This window comes from Flavobacterium sp. (genome assembly GCF_036759525.1).
In the GTDB taxonomy this organism is placed as follows: Bacteria; Bacteroidota; Bacteroidia; order Flavobacteriales; family Flavobacteriaceae; genus Flavobacterium.
The window spans coordinates 203,758-219,499 of the sequence record NZ_DAIOUN010000002.1 but is presented as its reverse complement, the minus strand read 5'-3'; the positions used below and the strand labels follow the sequence as shown (position 1 = coordinate 219,499).

The 15,742-nt window shown below is 35.3% G+C and carries 16 protein-coding genes; 8 read left to right on the top strand and 8 right to left on the bottom strand.

Translation table 11 applies throughout. The features are described 5' to 3' along the window. The first annotated feature begins 169 nt into the window (after nt 1-169). On the top strand, nt 170-1,363 hold the full coding sequence (gene sucC, locus V7M80_RS02725) for an ADP-forming succinate--CoA ligase subunit beta (protein WP_333693860.1): 1,194 nt from the start codon (nt 170-172) through the stop codon (nt 1,361-1,363). A gap of 53 nt (nt 1,364-1,416) precedes the next feature. Here sucC and V7M80_RS02720 read toward each other — a convergent pair whose 3' ends face one another. Next, the gene (locus V7M80_RS02720; protein ID WP_333693858.1) at nt 1,417-1,821 is read right to left on the bottom strand and encodes a DUF1456 family protein; all 405 of its coding nucleotides are present in this window, start codon (nt 1,819-1,821) and stop codon (nt 1,417-1,419) included. 117 nt (nt 1,822-1,938) lie between these two features. Continuing rightward, nucleotides 1,939-2,736: an alpha/beta hydrolase gene (locus tag V7M80_RS02715; RefSeq protein WP_333693856.1), complete on the bottom strand. Its 798-nt coding sequence runs from the start codon at nt 2,734-2,736 to the stop codon at nt 1,939-1,941. A gap of 49 nt (nt 2,737-2,785) precedes the next feature. Here V7M80_RS02715 and V7M80_RS02710 point away from each other — a divergent pair, with 49 nt between their 5' ends. Both V7M80_RS02710 and V7M80_RS02705 read left to right on the top strand, forming a co-directional pair. Further along, a complete protein-coding gene (locus V7M80_RS02710; protein ID WP_333693855.1) occupies nt 2,786-3,187 on the top strand; it encodes a TerB family tellurite resistance protein in 402 nt (133 codons plus the stop codon). Nucleotides 3,188-3,380: 193 nt separating this feature from the next. Next, nucleotides 3,381-3,815: an Hsp20/alpha crystallin family protein gene (locus V7M80_RS02705; RefSeq protein WP_333693854.1), complete on the top strand. Its 435-nt coding sequence runs from the start codon at nt 3,381-3,383 to the stop codon at nt 3,813-3,815. A gap of 45 nt (nt 3,816-3,860) precedes the next feature. Here V7M80_RS02705 and V7M80_RS02700 read toward each other — a convergent pair whose 3' ends face one another. Beyond that, the gene (locus V7M80_RS02700) at nt 3,861-5,069 is read right to left on the bottom strand and encodes an MDR family MFS transporter (protein ID WP_333693852.1); all 1,209 of its coding nucleotides are present in this window, start codon (nt 5,067-5,069) and stop codon (nt 3,861-3,863) included. Between the two features lie 320 nt (nt 5,070-5,389). On the opposite strand from V7M80_RS02700, the gene V7M80_RS02695 reads away from it, so the two are divergent. The 4 genes from V7M80_RS02695 (at nt 5,390) to V7M80_RS02680 (ending at nt 8,315) form a co-directional block, all read left to right on the top strand. Beyond that, complete coding sequence (locus tag V7M80_RS02695; protein WP_333693850.1) at nt 5,390-5,986, top strand: DUF1684 domain-containing protein; 597 nt, start codon at nt 5,390-5,392, stop codon at nt 5,984-5,986. Between the two features lie 52 nt (nt 5,987-6,038). Continuing rightward, nucleotides 6,039-6,695: a TatD family hydrolase gene (locus V7M80_RS02690; protein ID WP_333693848.1), complete on the top strand. Its 657-nt coding sequence runs from the start codon at nt 6,039-6,041 to the stop codon at nt 6,693-6,695. A gap of 30 nt (nt 6,696-6,725) precedes the next feature. Further along, nucleotides 6,726-7,448: a tRNA threonylcarbamoyladenosine dehydratase gene (locus tag V7M80_RS02685; protein WP_333693846.1), complete on the top strand. Its 723-nt coding sequence runs from the start codon at nt 6,726-6,728 to the stop codon at nt 7,446-7,448. A 207-nt stretch (nt 7,449-7,655) separates the two neighbouring features. Further along, the gene (locus V7M80_RS02680; protein ID WP_333693844.1) at nt 7,656-8,315 is read left to right on the top strand and encodes an HAD family hydrolase; all 660 of its coding nucleotides are present in this window, start codon (nt 7,656-7,658) and stop codon (nt 8,313-8,315) included. A 1-nt stretch (nt 8,316) separates the two neighbouring features. Here V7M80_RS02680 and V7M80_RS02675 read toward each other — a convergent pair whose 3' ends face one another. Genes V7M80_RS02675 through V7M80_RS02660 form a run of 4 tightly spaced genes read right to left on the bottom strand, consistent with a single transcriptional unit; the run spans nt 8,317 to nt 12,289 of the window. Then, on the bottom strand, nt 8,317-9,777 hold the full coding sequence (locus V7M80_RS02675; RefSeq protein ID WP_333693842.1) for a cryptochrome/deoxyribodipyrimidine photo-lyase family protein: 1,461 nt from the start codon (nt 9,775-9,777) through the stop codon (nt 8,317-8,319). A gap of 13 nt (nt 9,778-9,790) precedes the next feature. Next, on the bottom strand, nt 9,791-11,077 hold the full coding sequence (locus V7M80_RS02670; protein ID WP_333693840.1) for a cryptochrome/photolyase family protein: 1,287 nt from the start codon (nt 11,075-11,077) through the stop codon (nt 9,791-9,793). Nucleotides 11,078-11,119: 42 nt separating this feature from the next. After that, nucleotides 11,120-11,818 carry an SDR family NAD(P)-dependent oxidoreductase gene (locus V7M80_RS02665; RefSeq protein ID WP_333693838.1) on the bottom strand — a complete coding sequence of 233 codons (699 nt, stop codon included), beginning with the start codon at nt 11,816-11,818 and terminating at the stop codon, nt 11,120-11,122. Nucleotides 11,819-11,821: 3 nt separating this feature from the next. Continuing rightward, on the bottom strand, nt 11,822-12,289 hold the full coding sequence (locus V7M80_RS02660) for an SRPBCC family protein (protein WP_333693836.1): 468 nt from the start codon (nt 12,287-12,289) through the stop codon (nt 11,822-11,824). 137 nt (nt 12,290-12,426) lie between these two features. On the opposite strand from V7M80_RS02660, the gene V7M80_RS02655 reads away from it, so the two are divergent. Further along, entirely contained in the window at nt 12,427-13,278 is an 852-nt protein-coding gene (locus V7M80_RS02655; RefSeq protein WP_333693835.1) for a DUF2911 domain-containing protein, read from the top strand. A gap of 51 nt (nt 13,279-13,329) precedes the next feature. Here V7M80_RS02655 and V7M80_RS02650 read toward each other — a convergent pair whose 3' ends face one another. After that, on the bottom strand, nt 13,330-15,741 hold the full coding sequence (locus tag V7M80_RS02650) for a TonB-dependent receptor (protein ID WP_333693833.1): 2,412 nt from the start codon (nt 15,739-15,741) through the stop codon (nt 13,330-13,332). Nucleotide 15,742 lies beyond the last annotated feature (1 nt).

The window sequence follows — 15,742 nt, the reverse complement described above, 5'->3', positions numbered from 1 at the left end:
TATAATTATAACATAAATAAGATTCCCTACTTTAAATGCTTATCTATTTGATTGATGAACTATACTAAATTGACATTTTTTTATGGAATAAAAACGATAAAATTAAATGCTATTAGGAAATTGTTTGCTATTTTTGTGGCACTTTTTAAACAGATAAAGCATCTTTATTATGAATATTCACGAATACCAAGGAAAAGAAATTTTAGCGAGTTATGGAGTTAGAATTCAACGTGGAATTGTAGCAAACAGCCCCGTTGAAGCCGTAGCTGCAGCCAAACAATTAACTGCCGAAACCGGAACCGGATGGCATGTTATCAAAGCCCAAATTCACGCCGGTGGACGTGGAAAAGGAGGCGGTGTAAAATTGGCTAAAAACCTTCAACAGGTTGAAGAATTGGCTGAGCAAATCATAGGAATGCAATTGATTACGCCTCAAACTTCTGCCGAAGGTAAGAAGGTTCACAAGGTTTTAATTGCCGAAGATGTTTACTATCCCGGAGAGAGTGAAACCTCAGAATTTTATATGTCGGTTTTATTAAATCGTGCTACCGGTAGAAATATGATTATGTATTCTACAGAGGGAGGTATGGATATCGAAGAAGTGGCTGAGCACACACCGCATTTAATTTTTACCGAAGAAATTGATCCTACTGTTGGTCTTCAAGGGTTTCAAGCCAGAAGAATTGCATTTAATTTAGGATTATCAGGAACGGCTTTTAAAGAAATGGTTCAATTTGTTCATGCGTTATACAATGCATATATAGGTTCTGATGCTTCAATGTTTGAAATCAATCCTGTTTTAAAAACATCAGACAATAAGATTATGGCTGTAGATGCTAAAGTTAATATAGACGATAACGCACTTTACAGACAACCCAAAATAGCTGATATGCGTGATGTTCGTGAAGAAAATCCAATTGAAGTTGAAGCCAAAGAAGTTGGTTTAAATTATGTTGACCTAGATGGTACAGTAGGATGCATGGTTAATGGTGCTGGTTTAGCAATGGCAACCATGGATTTGATTAAATATGCAGGGTACGAACCGGCTAACTTTTTGGATGTAGGTGGAACAGCAGATGCAAAACGTGTGGAAACAGCATTTCGAATTATTTTAAAAGATCCAAACGTAAAAGCTATTTTGATCAATATATTTGGTGGAATTGTTCGTTGTGATCGTGTTGCACAAGGTGTAGTAGATGCCTATAAAAATATGGGAGATGCTATAAAAGTTCCTATTATTGTTCGTTTGCAAGGTACAAATGCCGAAATCGCAAAAGAATTGATTGACAACTCAGGAATGCCAATTTTATCTGCGGTTCAGTTTCAAGAAGCTGCCGATCAAGTTAAAGCTGCCCTTTCGTAAAACAGTCAAATTGAGATATCAAAAAAGTCCTGAATGAAAATTCAGGACTTTTTTTATTCTTTCTTTCTGGGTTTTCCGTTTTTAAATTTTACTTTCTCAACAATTTCAATTTTTTTCTCGGTTTTCTTTTTAAAAGAAGGTTTCGACTTTGAAATGGGTTTGGATTGTTTTTTTATTTCTGTTTTTGGACTTTGAACCGGTTTGTGACTTTTTAGTACGTCATTTGGATTTTTTGGATTTTCTTTTGTTCCCCTAAGATGAATAACCAATCCGTTTAAAAAATTTCGTAATACTTGATCTCCACATTCCATATAATTGGGGTGATCGGCATTTCTAAAAAAAGCACCTAACTCAGCTTTGGAAATTCTAAAATCTACCAGTTGTAAAATTTCTACAATTTGATCATCACGTAATTGCAAGGCCACTCGTAATTTTTTAAATATATCGTTGTTGTTCATTTTTTTCTAAGTTTCTGAGTTTTTAATTCTGCTGTAAAGGTACAAAGTAAATATTGTTTTAACCATTTATTCATAGAAAACCCATAGCTAGAAACCTGCCATACGTAACTTTTTCAACTATTTCAATAGCCACAAAACCGCTTTTCCAAACTGTTCACTCCACATCTTTTCATTGTGACGTCCGTTTTTTACTATAACTTCTTGGGTTAAATGTTTGCAATCACAACGGTTTTCAGACATAATTGCGGTCATTCGTTGCATGTCTGCTACCATATCTTCACTTTCGCTATCACCACATAGAAAATAGATTTTGGCTTTTGATTTTTTGGCCTTCTTGGCGTATTCGTAAATTTCATTAGAAAACCAAAAAGAAGGGGAGAATACCCCTGCATTTCCAAAGGTTTTGGGATATTTTAAAAGGGCATAAAAAGAAACCAATCCACCCAAAGAACTTCCAAAAATAGTAGTGTTTTTGGCCTTAGATTTGGTTCTGTATTTTGAATCCACATATGGTTTTAAAGTTGAAACAATAAAATCTAAATACGCATCGGCATTTCCACCACCGTATTTTTCATTTTTAAAAGGAGTAAGTTCATCCAATCGTTTTTCATTTCCATGTTCAATTCCAATAACAATGACATCCATTTTTAAGCTGTCAAGCGTTTCATCTACTTTCCATTCTCCGGCAAAAGCTTTCTCAGAATCAAATAAATTCTGAGCATCGTGCATATATATAACCGGATATTTTTTTGAAGTTTTATCATAATCCTTAGGCAGATATATCCATATTTTTTTGGAAACTTGAAGCTGAGGTGCTTCTATTTCAAAAGTGCTGTATCGTTTTTGGCCTAATGCTTTTTGACTTATCCAAAAAAGACCTAAGCCAACTAAAAGGAGTGAAAAAATAACTTTCATAATTTGAAAAAATATTTGAAAAAACTAATTTAGCCAAAAATAGCCAATAATGATAACGTATAAAGAAAAACTAAGCCTGCTGGGTGACATGATAGAATTGTCTAAAGTAGATGGCCAATTGCATGAACGAGAATATGAGTTTATTAAAATGGTTTCTGAAGAACTTAAAGTAAGAGCAGAAGATTTCCAAGAATTATTCTCTATTCCCAATGAGTTGCTTGTACTCAAATCTGAGTTTGCTCGGATTGAGCATTTTTACAGATTGGCTTTGCTTTCGCATTGCGATAACCATCACCACGAAAGAGAGCATGAATTTATGTATCATTTAGGATTAAAGCTGGGGCTGAATCCTTTTGCCATAAAAAGAGTGTTGCTTGAGATGGAAAAATCACCTTCACGAATGATTGAAGCTGATAAACTTTTAGGTATTTTTAAAGAACAGCATAATTAGGGTTTCAAGAGATAGTAATTAAGTATAGCTTTACTGAAAAAATGTCTGTTAACTGCCTGTTTAACAGGTGGTAAATATGAAAATTTGACTCCTTTTTTTTGTAAAAATGTCATTCTGGCGGTAAAAATCTGTTTGGTGTGTTTTTTGTTTAAGAGTATCATGAAAAGAATGTTTAATTTAAATATTTTAAACCATGACACTAGTAAAAACAAACAACCGATTTGCGTTTCCTTCATTAATTGATGAATTTTTGAAACCCGACTGGATGGGTGGAATGGAACGCTTTAATTTGAATGTACCAGCTGTTAACATCAAAGAAACTGAAACCAATTTTGTAGTAGAATTGGCTGCTCCCGGTAAAAGAAAAGAAGACTTTAACATTGAATTGGATGATAATGTTTTGACAATTTCTTCTGAAGCTAGTACCGAAAACGAAGAAAAAGATAAAGAAGGTAAATATACCCGTAAAGAATTTAGCTACTCTTCATTCAAACGTGCTTTCACTTTGCCCGATATTGTTAATGAGTACGATATTAACGCAACCTACGAAAATGGGGTTCTTCACATTACACTCCCCAAAAGAGAAGAAGCTCTTCCCAAACCCAAACGAATGATTGAAATTGGATAATCAAATTTAATTTAACACAAACGCACTTTTCAAGTGCGTTTTTTTTTATTCTTGCTTTACCATTTTTATCACCCAAATCGAACACAAAACAGCCACCATTCCACAAGTCCCCATTACCAACCAATTCACTTGATAACCATAAACTGCAATAAGTTGCATACCCATTTTGGAACTCACAATATGAGCCAAACTAAACGTCATCGTGTATAACGCCATATATCTGCCTTCATGTCCTCTTGGAGCTCGACTTAATGCAAAAGAGTTAGAAAAAGGAAAAGCAAACATTTCCCCAAAAGTCAAAAACAAAATGTTAATCACTAAAATTCCGGCCCAAACATTGATAAGCAGAGCATAAAATCCTAATGCCATGCACAAAGAACCCAATAGTACAATTTTCATTTTATTGACTTTGGTTCGTTCAAAATAGCTCACTATCGGCATTTCTAAAAGAAAAACCAGAAAACCATTTAAAGTCATTAACAACCCGATTTCAAACTCAGTCAAGCCATATTGCTCGTTGTTATACAAGGGAAGAGTAGTAAACAATTGAAAGAAAATCATACCCGTCACAAAACTCACAAACAAAAACACCCAAAACGGACGGTCTTTGAAAACTGATCTTCTTGGCTCATCAAATGTATCAATGTGTTCCACAATTGGTTTTTTCTTTTCTTTTACCAAAAGCCAAAAAATGGAAATAGCTAAAATACAGGTTCCGCCATCCACATAAAATAAGCCGGCATACCCCAAATTCATAATGATTAAACCTCCTAAAGCAGGTCCGGCTGCAAATCCTAAATTTACGGCCAATCGCACTAGAGTTAAAGCTCTGGTTCGGTTTTCAGGTTTGGCATAAGCACCTAATGAAACAAACATGGCCGGTCGAAACATGTCGGCAATAATCATCACAAAAAACCAAGCCATACAAAGTGTTGAAAACTCAGTTATAAAAGGAAAAATAAACAGCAATAATCCGGTACTCATCAAACTGAAAATCATGACTTTATAAAAACCAATCTTATCTGCTAACTTTCCGCCAACCCATGAACCTATCATCGAACCTGAACCAAAGCAAACCATTATCCAACCCACTTGTTGGTAACTGAATTCTAAATCTTCTTTCAAGTATTTGGATAGAAAAGGTAACACCATTGTACCGGCACGATTAATGAAGGTTATAATCGTTAGTATCCAAATTTCTCTCGTAAAACCACGAAAATTATTGATGTATCTCGAAAAAGCTGTTGTGAGCATCTGTAAATGTTGACTGCTGCAAAGGTACAAAGTCACGGCTTTAAAAAATGCTAATTTCCAGTCAAAAGATGCTAAATTTTCAGAAGCTATTCCGGCTATTCGTTACAAGCTTTTTGGTTCACTCCTTTTTTTGAAAAAAATAGAAAGAGCTCTCTTTGGTCGCTTTTCTATTTTAACAAAAAATAGTCGTGTCCTGCAAAAGGCTTTCCACTGCTATCCGGGCTAGGAAATCCTGAAATATAGAAGTCAACCAGAAATTCAGTATTTAAATTTCAATCAAAAAATAACCATCATTTCACTATTTTTGTAAAAACACAATCATGAAAAACGTTTTCTTTCTTTTTTTATTCTCGCAACTCGCTTTTTCCCTACAACAATTTGAACGCGATTCTGTCATTCAATTTCAAAAAAACATGAATGAACATTACGCTGATTCAACCAAAAGTCCGCTTAAGAAAAAAGACTGGGCTGTTTTTCAAGCATTGGAATTTTTTCCAATAAGTGAAAAATACTTTGTGAAGGCTACTTTCAAACGTACCAAAAAAGAAAAACCGTTTGAAATGAAAACAACTACTTCCCGCAGACCTTTGTATGTAAAATATGGTGAATTACACTTTGAAATCGACGGAATTCCATGCCAATTAAACGTTTATCAAAATGTAGAATTTTCTAAAAAACCGGGTTACAAAAACAGTTTGTTTCTTCCTTTTACCGACTTTACTTCCGGTGTTGAAAGTTATGGTGGTGGCCGCTATATTGACCTCGAAATTCAAAAAGGAAAAACATGGAGCGTTGATTTCAACCAAGCCTACAATCCGTATTGTGCCTATAATGAAAAATATTCCTGCCCAATTGTTCCAGAAGAAAACGATTTAAAAGTAGAAATAAAAGCAGGGGTAAAGGCGTTTAAGAAATAAGTTTATTTTTTTGCTTCGTGAAATTAGTAATCCGTGAAAATCCGTGAAATCCGTGTCTAAACTCTTCAACCTTCATACCCACAAATATACCAACCAAGAATACATTCTCGAATTGGTCAATCAATACCCTTGGGAATTTGATGAAAAAATACCTTTTTATTCCATCGGAATTCATCCGTGGTATATCAATGAAGAAAGATTGCATGTTGATTTACAAATAATTGAAGAAAAATTAGCTTCAAATAATTGCCTCGCTTTAGGTGAATGTGGATTAGACAAACGCATTGAAATTCCATTAGAAACTCAAATAAATGTATTCAAAGCCCAAATTTTTTTAGCAGAAAAATGCCAAAAACCATTAGTTTTGCACTGTGTTGCTGCTTTTCAGGAAATTATCCAAATCAAAAAAGAACTAAACATTAAAGTTCCCCTGATTATTCACGGATTTTCCAAAAATGAGCAAATTGCAAAACAACTTTTGGATAACGGATTTTATCTTTCCTTCGGAAAATATTTATTGCGAAATCCGGAGTTAAAAACCATTTTTCAATTGGTACCCAACGATAGATTTTTTCTGGAAACCGATACCGTTGAAGAATCATTAGAAGAAGTTTATGCTTTAGCAGCAAACTATAAAAATTGTGAATTTGAAGAAATAAAGTCGATTATTAAAACAAATTTCGAAAAGGTTTTTATACGAAATTTATGAAAACCGACAACCGACAACCGACAACCGATTATGGCTAAATGGCAAGAACGAGCAGAGCTCTTATTTAAAACAGAAGGATTAAACAATTTAAAAAACGCCAATGTCTTGGTCGTTGGACTTGGTGGAGTAGGCTCATTTGCAGCCGAGTTTCTCGCTCGTGCCGGCGTGGGGAACATGACCATAGTGGATGGCGATACGGTAGATATTACGAATATCAACCGACAATTACCAGCTTTACATTCTACCGTGGGAATGCCCAAAGTGCACGTGGTAGGCGACCGTTTGATGGACATCAATCCCGAATTGAATCTAACCCGTGTGCAAGAGTTTTTATCTCCTGAACGAGCCTATGAATTGGTAACCGAAGATTTTGATTATGTATTGGATTGCATCGATAGCATTACACCAAAACTCAATTTATTGATTGCTTCCAAACGCAAAAAGGTAAAAGTTATCAGCAATATGGGAGCAGGAGGTAAATATGAAGCTTCCAAAGTAAAAGTTCGCGACATCAGTAAAACCGAATATTGTCCACTAGCCAAAAACATCCGTAAGCGATTGAAAAAAGAAGGGATTTCATCGGGAATCAAAGCGGTGTATTCTACCGAAATGCCGGATGAATCCAGTTTAAAAATGACCGACGGAACCAATTTTAAAAAATCGTTTTACGGAACCAACAGTTGGATGCCGTGCTTGTTTGGTTTGCATGCTGCCGAAACAGTAGTGAAGTATTTGTTGAAGAAAAACCAATGAGGCAATTTGTCGATTAGTCAATTAGCCAATTAATGGCATTTTCAGAATTTTATAGATTTTTAAAATCTATGTTCAAAAAATAAATAATATTTAAACGCGTTTGCAAAGCGAACAAAATCTGTCCCTATAGCTATCAGGACCCGCGTTTAGCTTTAGCTAATTCGAAAAATCTGCGTTCCATTTTTAAATCTAAACTCAACAATCTTAATGATACAAACCGTAATTTTCGACATGGATGGCGTAATCGTTGACACCGAACCGGTGCATCATTTTGCGTATCAACAACATTTTAAGCAATTAAACATTGATGTTTCGCCGGAAATGTATGCTTCGTTTACCGGAAATTCGACCAAAAATATTTACGAACGACTAAAGTCCGTTTATGGTTTGAAAGAAGATGTATTGGATTTAGTTGAAGTAAAAAGAAACCTCTTCAATGACGCATTTGACCAAAAAGAAGATTTGTATTTGTTGGATGGAGTGGAAGAGTTAATCCAAGAGTTACATCAAAACGGCATGCAATTGATTTTGGCTTCGTCTTCAGCCAATGTAACTATTCAACGCATTTTTAACCGATTTGATTTAAATAAATACTTTACGCACAAAGTCTCAGGAGAAGATTTTCCGAAATCAAAACCGCATCCGGCCATTTTTCAAAAAGCAGCCGAATTGGCTCAAACTTCGGTAGAACATTGTATAGTGATTGAAGACAGCACCAACGGAATTATGGCTGCCAAAGCTGCCGGAATTTACTGTGTGGGTTACGATAGTTTTCATTCCAAAATGCAAGATTATTCATTAGCGGATAAAGTGATATCGCATTTTAATGAATTGAGTTTTGAAAAAATTCGTTTTATAAAACACTAAATTATTGAGCTTCTCTGTCGGGCAGGGTGTGTTTTTCGATAATGCGAAAACTATCTTTTTTGACTTCTTTTTCTTTTCGCATCGACCAGAAAAAATCACTTGAAAAACGACGAGCTTCTTCTAAGTTAACAATGGGAAAAGGATAATCTGTACCCATTTCAAAATCATACAGCATTTGTTCGATTGGAGTTAATTTCCAGGGTTCATGTATAAATTCTGTTGGAATTTTGGCAAGTTCCGGCACCCATTTCCGTATGAAAATCCCTTCCGGATCGTGTTCATACGAGTTTTTCACCGGATTATATACTCGTAAGGTATTGATTCCCGTAACGCCGGCTTGCATTTGAATTTGCGGATAATGAATTCCCGGTTCAAAATCTAAAAATTGTCTCGCCAAATGCGGACTACAATTTTGCCAAGGTTGAAACAAATGATGGGTGTAAAACGAAACCACCAAAGCTCGCATTCTAAAATTCAAATAGCCGGTTGTATTCAAACATCGCATACACGCATCTACAAGTGGAACGCCCGTTTTTCCTTCCACCCAAGCTTGATGGAATTCTGGAATAACCGTTTGCTTCAGATGGCGATAGCCTTTGTTTACGGCTATAAATTCCATGTGACATTCCATCTCAAATTTTTGAATAAAATGAGCTTGCCACCGCAAACGGGAAGTAAAATTATCAATTTGTCGCACGTTTTTCTTTTGAGCCCTGAATTGCATACTCAATTGAACCACTTGTCGAATCGAAAGATTTCCCCAAGCGATATAGGGTGAAATTCGGCTACAACTGTGTCGTCCTAATTCCGGTTTAGAAATATGCCGACTGTAATTAGCGACTCGTTCCTCCAAAAAAGATTTTAAATACCGAACAGCGGTTGTAGTGCCACCTTTTTGAAAAGGGGTATTTTTTGGAGTAGAAAGTGAAACCGTTTTGAAAGCGGCCTTTATTTTTTCAAACTCATTTTGAGTTATAAAAGAATTTGACTTGGGTTGAAAAGGAAATTGCGGTAATTCCATGAATTCAACCCAATCATCACGCCACGTTTTTCGATTGGATAAACCTCGTTTGACACCATTGGTGATGAATTCTTTCCATTGAATTTGATGTTTTTGACAAAAACGTGAAACCGCTTTGTCTCTATCAAAAGTGAGTTTAATTCCGGTTTCTTGGTGTGAATAAAGAGTGGAAATGGTGTGAATTTGATTGATTTTTTCAAACGCATCAACCGCTTCACATTCAATAATTAAAATTTCCGTTTGATAGGATGTTAATTGCTTTTGAAGGTCTTCCAACGATTGTTTGATGAAATCAAAATGGCGTGGACTGTAATGATGGTCATTTAATAGCGAAGGTTCAAAAATGTAAAGTAAAAGCGTGGGCTCATTCGATTCCAAAGCTCGAAAGAGAGCCTCGTTATCGAATAATCGCAAATCTCTTTTGAACCATACAATGTTCATTTTTTTGATTTATTTATCCAACGGCTTCTTTGTACACTTTCAAACAACGTTCTCTCGCTTCTTTGTGGTCAACAATAGGTTTGGCATACGCAGAAGTTTCTACTTCCGGCACCCATTTTTTGATGTATTTCCAATCTTTATCAAACTTTTTGATTTGCTCTGTCGGATTAAAAATTCTGAAATAGGGTGCGGCATCAACCCCTGAACCGGCCGACCATTGCCAATTTCCAACATTACTCGCTTGTTCGTAATCCAATAGCTTTAAAGCAAAATAAGCCTCGCCCCAACGCCAATCGATTAAAAGATGTTTGCATAAAAAACTGGCGACAATCATCCGAACGCGGTTATGCATGTGTCCGGTTGTATTCAATTCCCGCATGCCGGCATCTACAATTGGGTAACCTGTTTTACCATCGCACCAATTTTTAAAATCGGTTTCGTTATTGTTCCAACGAATGGCATCGTATTTTTCTTTGAAACTTTTGTTGATTGTATGCGGAAAATGCCATAAAATTTGCATAAAAAATTCCCGCCAAATCAGTTCATTCCAAAAGGTTTCGTTTTTATTTTCAATGGCTTTTGCTATCATTTTTCGGATAGAAACGGCCCCAAAGCGTAAATAAATCCCAAGCATAGAAGTACCCTTAACAGCCGGAAAATTTCGAGTAGCTTCGTAATTCGAAATTAATTTATCTGAAATATCAAAGGGAGCGACTTTGATAGGAGAAGGTTCAAAACCAATTTCTTTTAAACTTAAAAAAGGGTAGGAGTGATTTGTAATTTTATTTATTTTTTTTTCGGATTCGTAATGCACTAACGGAATCGTTTTAAACTTTTCTTTCCATTTTCGGGAATACGGAGTATAAACCACATAAGGTGATCCGTCATCCTTAACCACTTCACTTTTTTCGAAAATTACTTGATCTTTACTGGTTTTAAACTCAATTTCATTTTCTTTAAATAGCTGATAAATTTCTTTGTCTCTTTTGCGAGCATACGGTTCGTAATCGTGGTTGGTAAAAACCGCATTTATTTTTTGTTCACGAATTAATTTTTGAAAAATTTCAATGGGTGTTCCATGAAAAACAGCCAGTGATTTTCCGATTTCCTTTAATTGATATTGAATAGTGGAGAGACAATCGTGTATAAAAGTTACCCGAGCATCATCTTTTGGTAATTGTGTTAAAATTGATTCATCAAAAATAAAAATGGGAAGCACTTCTTCATTACTATTCAAAGCATGAAAAAGCCCGATATTATCATCTAAACGTAAATCTCTACGAAACCAGAAAATAGTCATAAGTTGGGTAATGGGTTAATGGTAATTGGTAATAGGTTAAAGTTAACCATTTACTAATAAAGTTGACATTCCTCCATCTACATGAAAAATTTGTCCCGTAATCCAAGTACTTTTGTTACTTAATAAAAACTCGGCCATTTGAGCCAAATCTTCCGGTTGTCCAAAACGCTTTAAGGGATGACGTTCTGCCGATTTTTCTTTTTTTACGTCATTATTCAAAAATTTATCCGCTAATGGGGTGTCGGTTAACGAGGGGGCAATCACATTTACGCGAATTTTCGGAGCATATTCAGCTGCTAAAGCTTTAGCAAATCCTTCAATGGCACCTTTTGCAGCGGCAACACTGGTGTGAAAAGGCATTCCCATACTCGCCGCAACACTGCTAAACAATACGATACTCGCTTGTTCTGAAGCCGTTAATTGCGGGAGAACGGTTTGCACAACTTTTACCATATTTATAAAGTTAATTTGTAAATCACTTTCAAAAGTTTCAGGTTTTATGCCTTTAAAAGGGCGTAAATTAATACTACCCGGACAAAAAACCAATCCATCTAAAACAGCAGGTAGTTGTGAGCTGTCTAACGTATCAATTGATGCATCAAAAGGGATGTAATTTACTCTTAAATCTGAAATTTGTTCATTGGTTCGTGCGGCGATATAAATGTTGCAATCAAATTGCATCAATTGAGCAATAGCTTTTCCAATTCCATATGAACCGCCAATTAATAAAATATTTTTCATCGTTTATCCTTTATATTCTCCAAAAAGTTCAATTAATTTTTTTTGACGGTAGTCAAATATTTCTTTTAGCTTTGGTTTTACCAAGATGGGATGCACCATTTGACCTAAAATTCCCAGCGGAATTTTATAATCTACAATATCTTCCATTTCTACACCACCCGGAATTTCCTTTAAAAAATGTTTGTGATGCCAAAGTGCATAGGGACCGAATCGTTGTTCGTCTACAAAGTATTTTCTGTCTACAACATGCGTAATTTCAGTAACCCATTTGGTTGGAATTCCTAGAACAGGGGTCACAATATATTGTATGATTTGGCCGGGATACATTTCACGGTCAGCACCTGATAGGATATTAAAACCCATATAATCAGGTGTAATCGTTTTGAGATTTTTAGGATCGGATAAAAATGACCAAGCCTCATCAAGGGAAATAGGTAGGTTTTGTTTTGTGTGTAAAGTATATATTTTCATTTTTTTTGGTAAAGGTATAAAATTGTTTAATATTTGTTTATTAAAGTTAAACAAAATAAAATGTATTTATATTTTTTTTAACAGTTATTCCCGACTTGAAAATGTAATTTTGGAAAATAAACAAAACGAATTCAACTATGAAAAAATTTTTTATTACTTTATTTTTTGTATCAGGTCTAACCATGGCTCAAGCTCAAGTTAAAACGCCTGCCGCGAGTCCGAGAGCTAATTTTGAACAAACAGTAGGATTGACTGAAATTGAGATTGATTACAGTAGACCAAGTGCAAAAGGTCGAAAAGTATTTGGTGATTTGGTTCCTTTTGGTAAAATGTGGAGAACCGGAGCCAATCAGAATTCCATGATTACTTTTAGTGACGATGTAACAGTAGATGGCAAAACGCTTAAAAAAGGGAAGTATGCGTTATTTGTAACTCCGAAAGCAGATAATTGGGAAGTTATTTTTTATACCGATACAGAGAATTGGGGAACTCCGGAAAAATTTGATGAAGCCAAAGTGGCTGCACGTGTCAATGTTAAACCTGAAGTTTTAAATAGAGCGGTTGAGACTTTTACTATATCCTTAAATAACGTAGACAATGATTTCTTTCATCTTGAGTTTGCTTGGGAAAAAACACTAGCTGCTGTCAAAATAGAAGTTCCTACTAAAAAGTTAGCTATGGCTAGTATTGATAAGGTTTTGGCCGGGCCATCTGCTGGTGATTATTTTTCATCTGCCCAATATTTTTATCAATCTAATGGTGATATGGCTAAAGCCTTAGAATATGTTAACAAAGCCGTTGAGATGACGGCAGCTAAGGGAACACCTTTTTGGTATAATCGTTTGAAATCATTAATACAAGCTAAAAATGGAGATAAAGCCGGTGCTATTGAAACGGCAAAGATCTCACTTGAAGCGGCAGAAAAAGCCGGTAATGCGGATTATGTAAAAATGAATAAAGACAGTATTGCAGAATGGAGTAAAAAATAAGAATCTTTTTTATACAACTATATTAAAGCCTATCTCTGATAGGCTTTTTTTTTAAAATGAAGTTTTTACAGCCAATATAAAATTTCTTCCAGGAGCTGTAATTCCTGAGGAGTAGGGCCGGTATCTTATGTCTGTAATGTTTTCAATCCCACCGGAAAAAGTCCATGACGAATTGAGTTTGAATACCGATTTATAATTGAGAGTATACCAAGACGGGACATAAGGATTCCCATTTGAATCGGTGGCATAGAGGTATTCTTTTTCAATTTCTGAAGGGGCCAAATCTTTAAACTTTATTTTTGAATTGAAAAAAGTAACCAATTCGTGTGTCCAATGTTTGCTTTTCAGTGTGAGTCGGGTGTCAGCAAAAAAAGGAGCTGCGTGTCTCAAAGGAGCCCTTTCTCCATTATCTAATTCTTCTTCTCCTTTGGTCCAATTCAAATTTGATTTCCATTGTAAAGTGGGTAATAAATCGACATTAATTCCGGCTTGAAAGCCATATACTCGTGCATTAGCTGCATTTTGAATGGCTTGAACTTGACTCATTTCTCCTTGAAATTCAAGAGTATCCTCTCCGTTAAACTGAAAATTTCGTCGTACTAAAGCATCTACCACATAAGTGTAAAAAGTTGCGATATCTATTCCGATATGAGAACCTATTTTTTGTTGTAAACCTATTTCGGCATTATAGGCATATTCATAAGAAAGTTTAGGATTGGGAACCACTACATTACCAGGTGTACTTTCATACGTTTTTCCGATATCATCAATGTTAGGTGATCGAAAAGCCGTACTTAAATTAAAAAATAAAGCTGTTTTTTCCTTGGGAAGATAAGTAAAACCAAAACTTCCCGTGAAAGCACTGGTATTGATTTCGGTTTTTTCAAAGGGATAGTTTACAAAAGTTTGATCAAATTGGGCATCGAGCCAAATTTGATTGAACCGGAATCCGGATTGCAAAGTAAATCGATTACTCAATTTGTTTTCATACTGAAAATAAGCGGCTAGAGATTGCCAATTTGAACCATTGGGATATCTGGATGGAGCAGGTGTAGAGTTTAACGTTTCTATATTTTCGATTCTCCCAATAGAAGAGATATCATTTAAAATGTATTCAACGCCATAGGACATTTTATGTTGGTCTGAAAAACGTTTGATAAAATCAAAACTAACCGAATAGGCATCAACTTCTTCAAAATTTCGATTGCGAATGGAGCTCCCAAAATTTCGATTGTTTCTACTTTCCTCAAACTTTTGATAAGCTACATTAAATAAGGCTTTATCATACCACTTTGTAGATTTTAAAATATTTAATTTAAAATGATGCATCATCCATTTTTGGGGGCCATAATACCATTCGGCAAAACGTAGATTTCCGTTTCGTCTTCTTAAAAGTTGATCGTATCGTGCAAAATCGGAGGTTTCGGAGTAATGAAAATTATAAATGAAATCAAAAGATTCGCTTGGTTTAAAACGAATTTTTTGAATAAAATTGGTTTGGCTGTAGGCCGATGTGATTTGTTTATTGGGATTAGAATTTTCGACTATTTCGTCAATTCCGTTAACTGTTTGAATAAAATCGGGTCGGGTATAGGCTCTTGGACCATTTGTTCCCATACGTAAATCGTCATAATCACTAAAGGTTGCCGAGGTTAAAAAAGACCATTTTTTTTGTGTTACATTTAAATCAAAATGCAATGATTTTTCATTGTTTGCCGATGACCATCTGCTCAATGCATTGCCACTGTAGGATTCATAATTTTCGGGATTAATTTTGGGTTCAAGAGTATAAAAATTCATTACACCACCAATGGCATCGCTTCCATAAATTACGGTTCCGGGTCCTAATATGATTTCCAGATTATGAATGCTATTGGCGTCTATAGAAATTATATTTTGAATATTTCCGCTTCTGAATATAGCATTATTCATTCGAATACCATCTACATTTATCAAAACCCTATTGGTTGCAAAACCCCGAATCATCGGACTGCCACCACCCAGTTGACTTTTTTGCATAAAAACTTTACCGGTAGCATTTACCATATCGGCCGCCGTTTGGGGGTTGTTTAAGATTATGTCTTTGGGCTTAAATGTGGTCATGTAATTGGGAACTCTTTTACGCGTCTCTTCCCATTTTGAAACAGATACTAAAACTTCATTTAATGAAGTACTTTCTGGAGTTAGGTATAATTTATTTCCTGCATTTACAATTTGATTGTAGCTCAAAATTTGAGTTTCATACCCCAAAATCCGAACATAAATTTTCTTTAAGTTTTTAAAGGAGTCAATGCGAACTATACCCTGACTGTTGGATACAGCAGATACTTTGGGTTGCTGTGTGTTTAAGGTAACTGCTTCGAGTTTCTCATGAGTCAAAGCATCTAATACCGTAACTTCTTGAGCTCGTAACCCCAAATAAAGAAATTGGAATAAAAGTATTACCCAAATTTTTTTTGACATG

Excerpts from the sequence above, each read along its gene's own strand:
- V7M80_RS02660 (WP_333693836.1), bottom strand. The coding sequence starts at position 12,289 with ATGAAAATATATACTTTACACACAAAACAAAACCTACCTATTTCCCTT.
- V7M80_RS02665 (WP_333693838.1), bottom strand. The coding sequence starts at position 11,818 with ATGAAAAATATTTTATTAATTGGCGGTTCATATGGAATTGGAAAAGCT.
- V7M80_RS02680 (WP_333693844.1), top strand. The coding sequence starts at position 7,656 with ATGATACAAACCGTAATTTTCGACATGGATGGCGTAATCGTTGACACC.
- V7M80_RS02685 (WP_333693846.1), top strand. The coding sequence starts at position 6,726 with ATGGCTAAATGGCAAGAACGAGCAGAGCTCTTATTTAAAACAGAAGGA.
- V7M80_RS02675 (WP_333693842.1), bottom strand. The coding sequence starts at position 9,777 with ATGAACATTGTATGGTTCAAAAGAGATTTGCGATTATTCGATAACGAG.
- V7M80_RS02720 (WP_333693858.1), bottom strand. The coding sequence starts at position 1,821 with ATGAACAACAACGATATATTTAAAAAATTACGAGTGGCCTTGCAATTA.
- V7M80_RS02670 (WP_333693840.1), bottom strand. The coding sequence starts at position 11,077 with ATGACTATTTTCTGGTTTCGTAGAGATTTACGTTTAGATGATAATATC.
- V7M80_RS02695 (WP_333693850.1), top strand. The coding sequence starts at position 5,390 with ATGAAAAACGTTTTCTTTCTTTTTTTATTCTCGCAACTCGCTTTTTCC.
- V7M80_RS02655 (WP_333693835.1), top strand. The coding sequence starts at position 12,427 with ATGAAAAAATTTTTTATTACTTTATTTTTTGTATCAGGTCTAACCATG.
- sucC (WP_333693860.1), top strand. The coding sequence starts at position 170 with ATGAATATTCACGAATACCAAGGAAAAGAAATTTTAGCGAGTTATGGA.
- V7M80_RS02705 (WP_333693854.1), top strand. The coding sequence starts at position 3,381 with ATGACACTAGTAAAAACAAACAACCGATTTGCGTTTCCTTCATTAATT.
- V7M80_RS02700 (WP_333693852.1), bottom strand. The coding sequence starts at position 5,069 with ATGCTCACAACAGCTTTTTCGAGATACATCAATAATTTTCGTGGTTTT.
- V7M80_RS02650 (WP_333693833.1), bottom strand. The coding sequence starts at position 15,741 with ATGTCAAAAAAAATTTGGGTAATACTTTTATTCCAATTTCTTTATTTG.
- V7M80_RS02710 (WP_333693855.1), top strand. The coding sequence starts at position 2,786 with ATGATAACGTATAAAGAAAAACTAAGCCTGCTGGGTGACATGATAGAA.
- V7M80_RS02715 (WP_333693856.1), bottom strand. The coding sequence starts at position 2,736 with ATGAAAGTTATTTTTTCACTCCTTTTAGTTGGCTTAGGTCTTTTTTGG.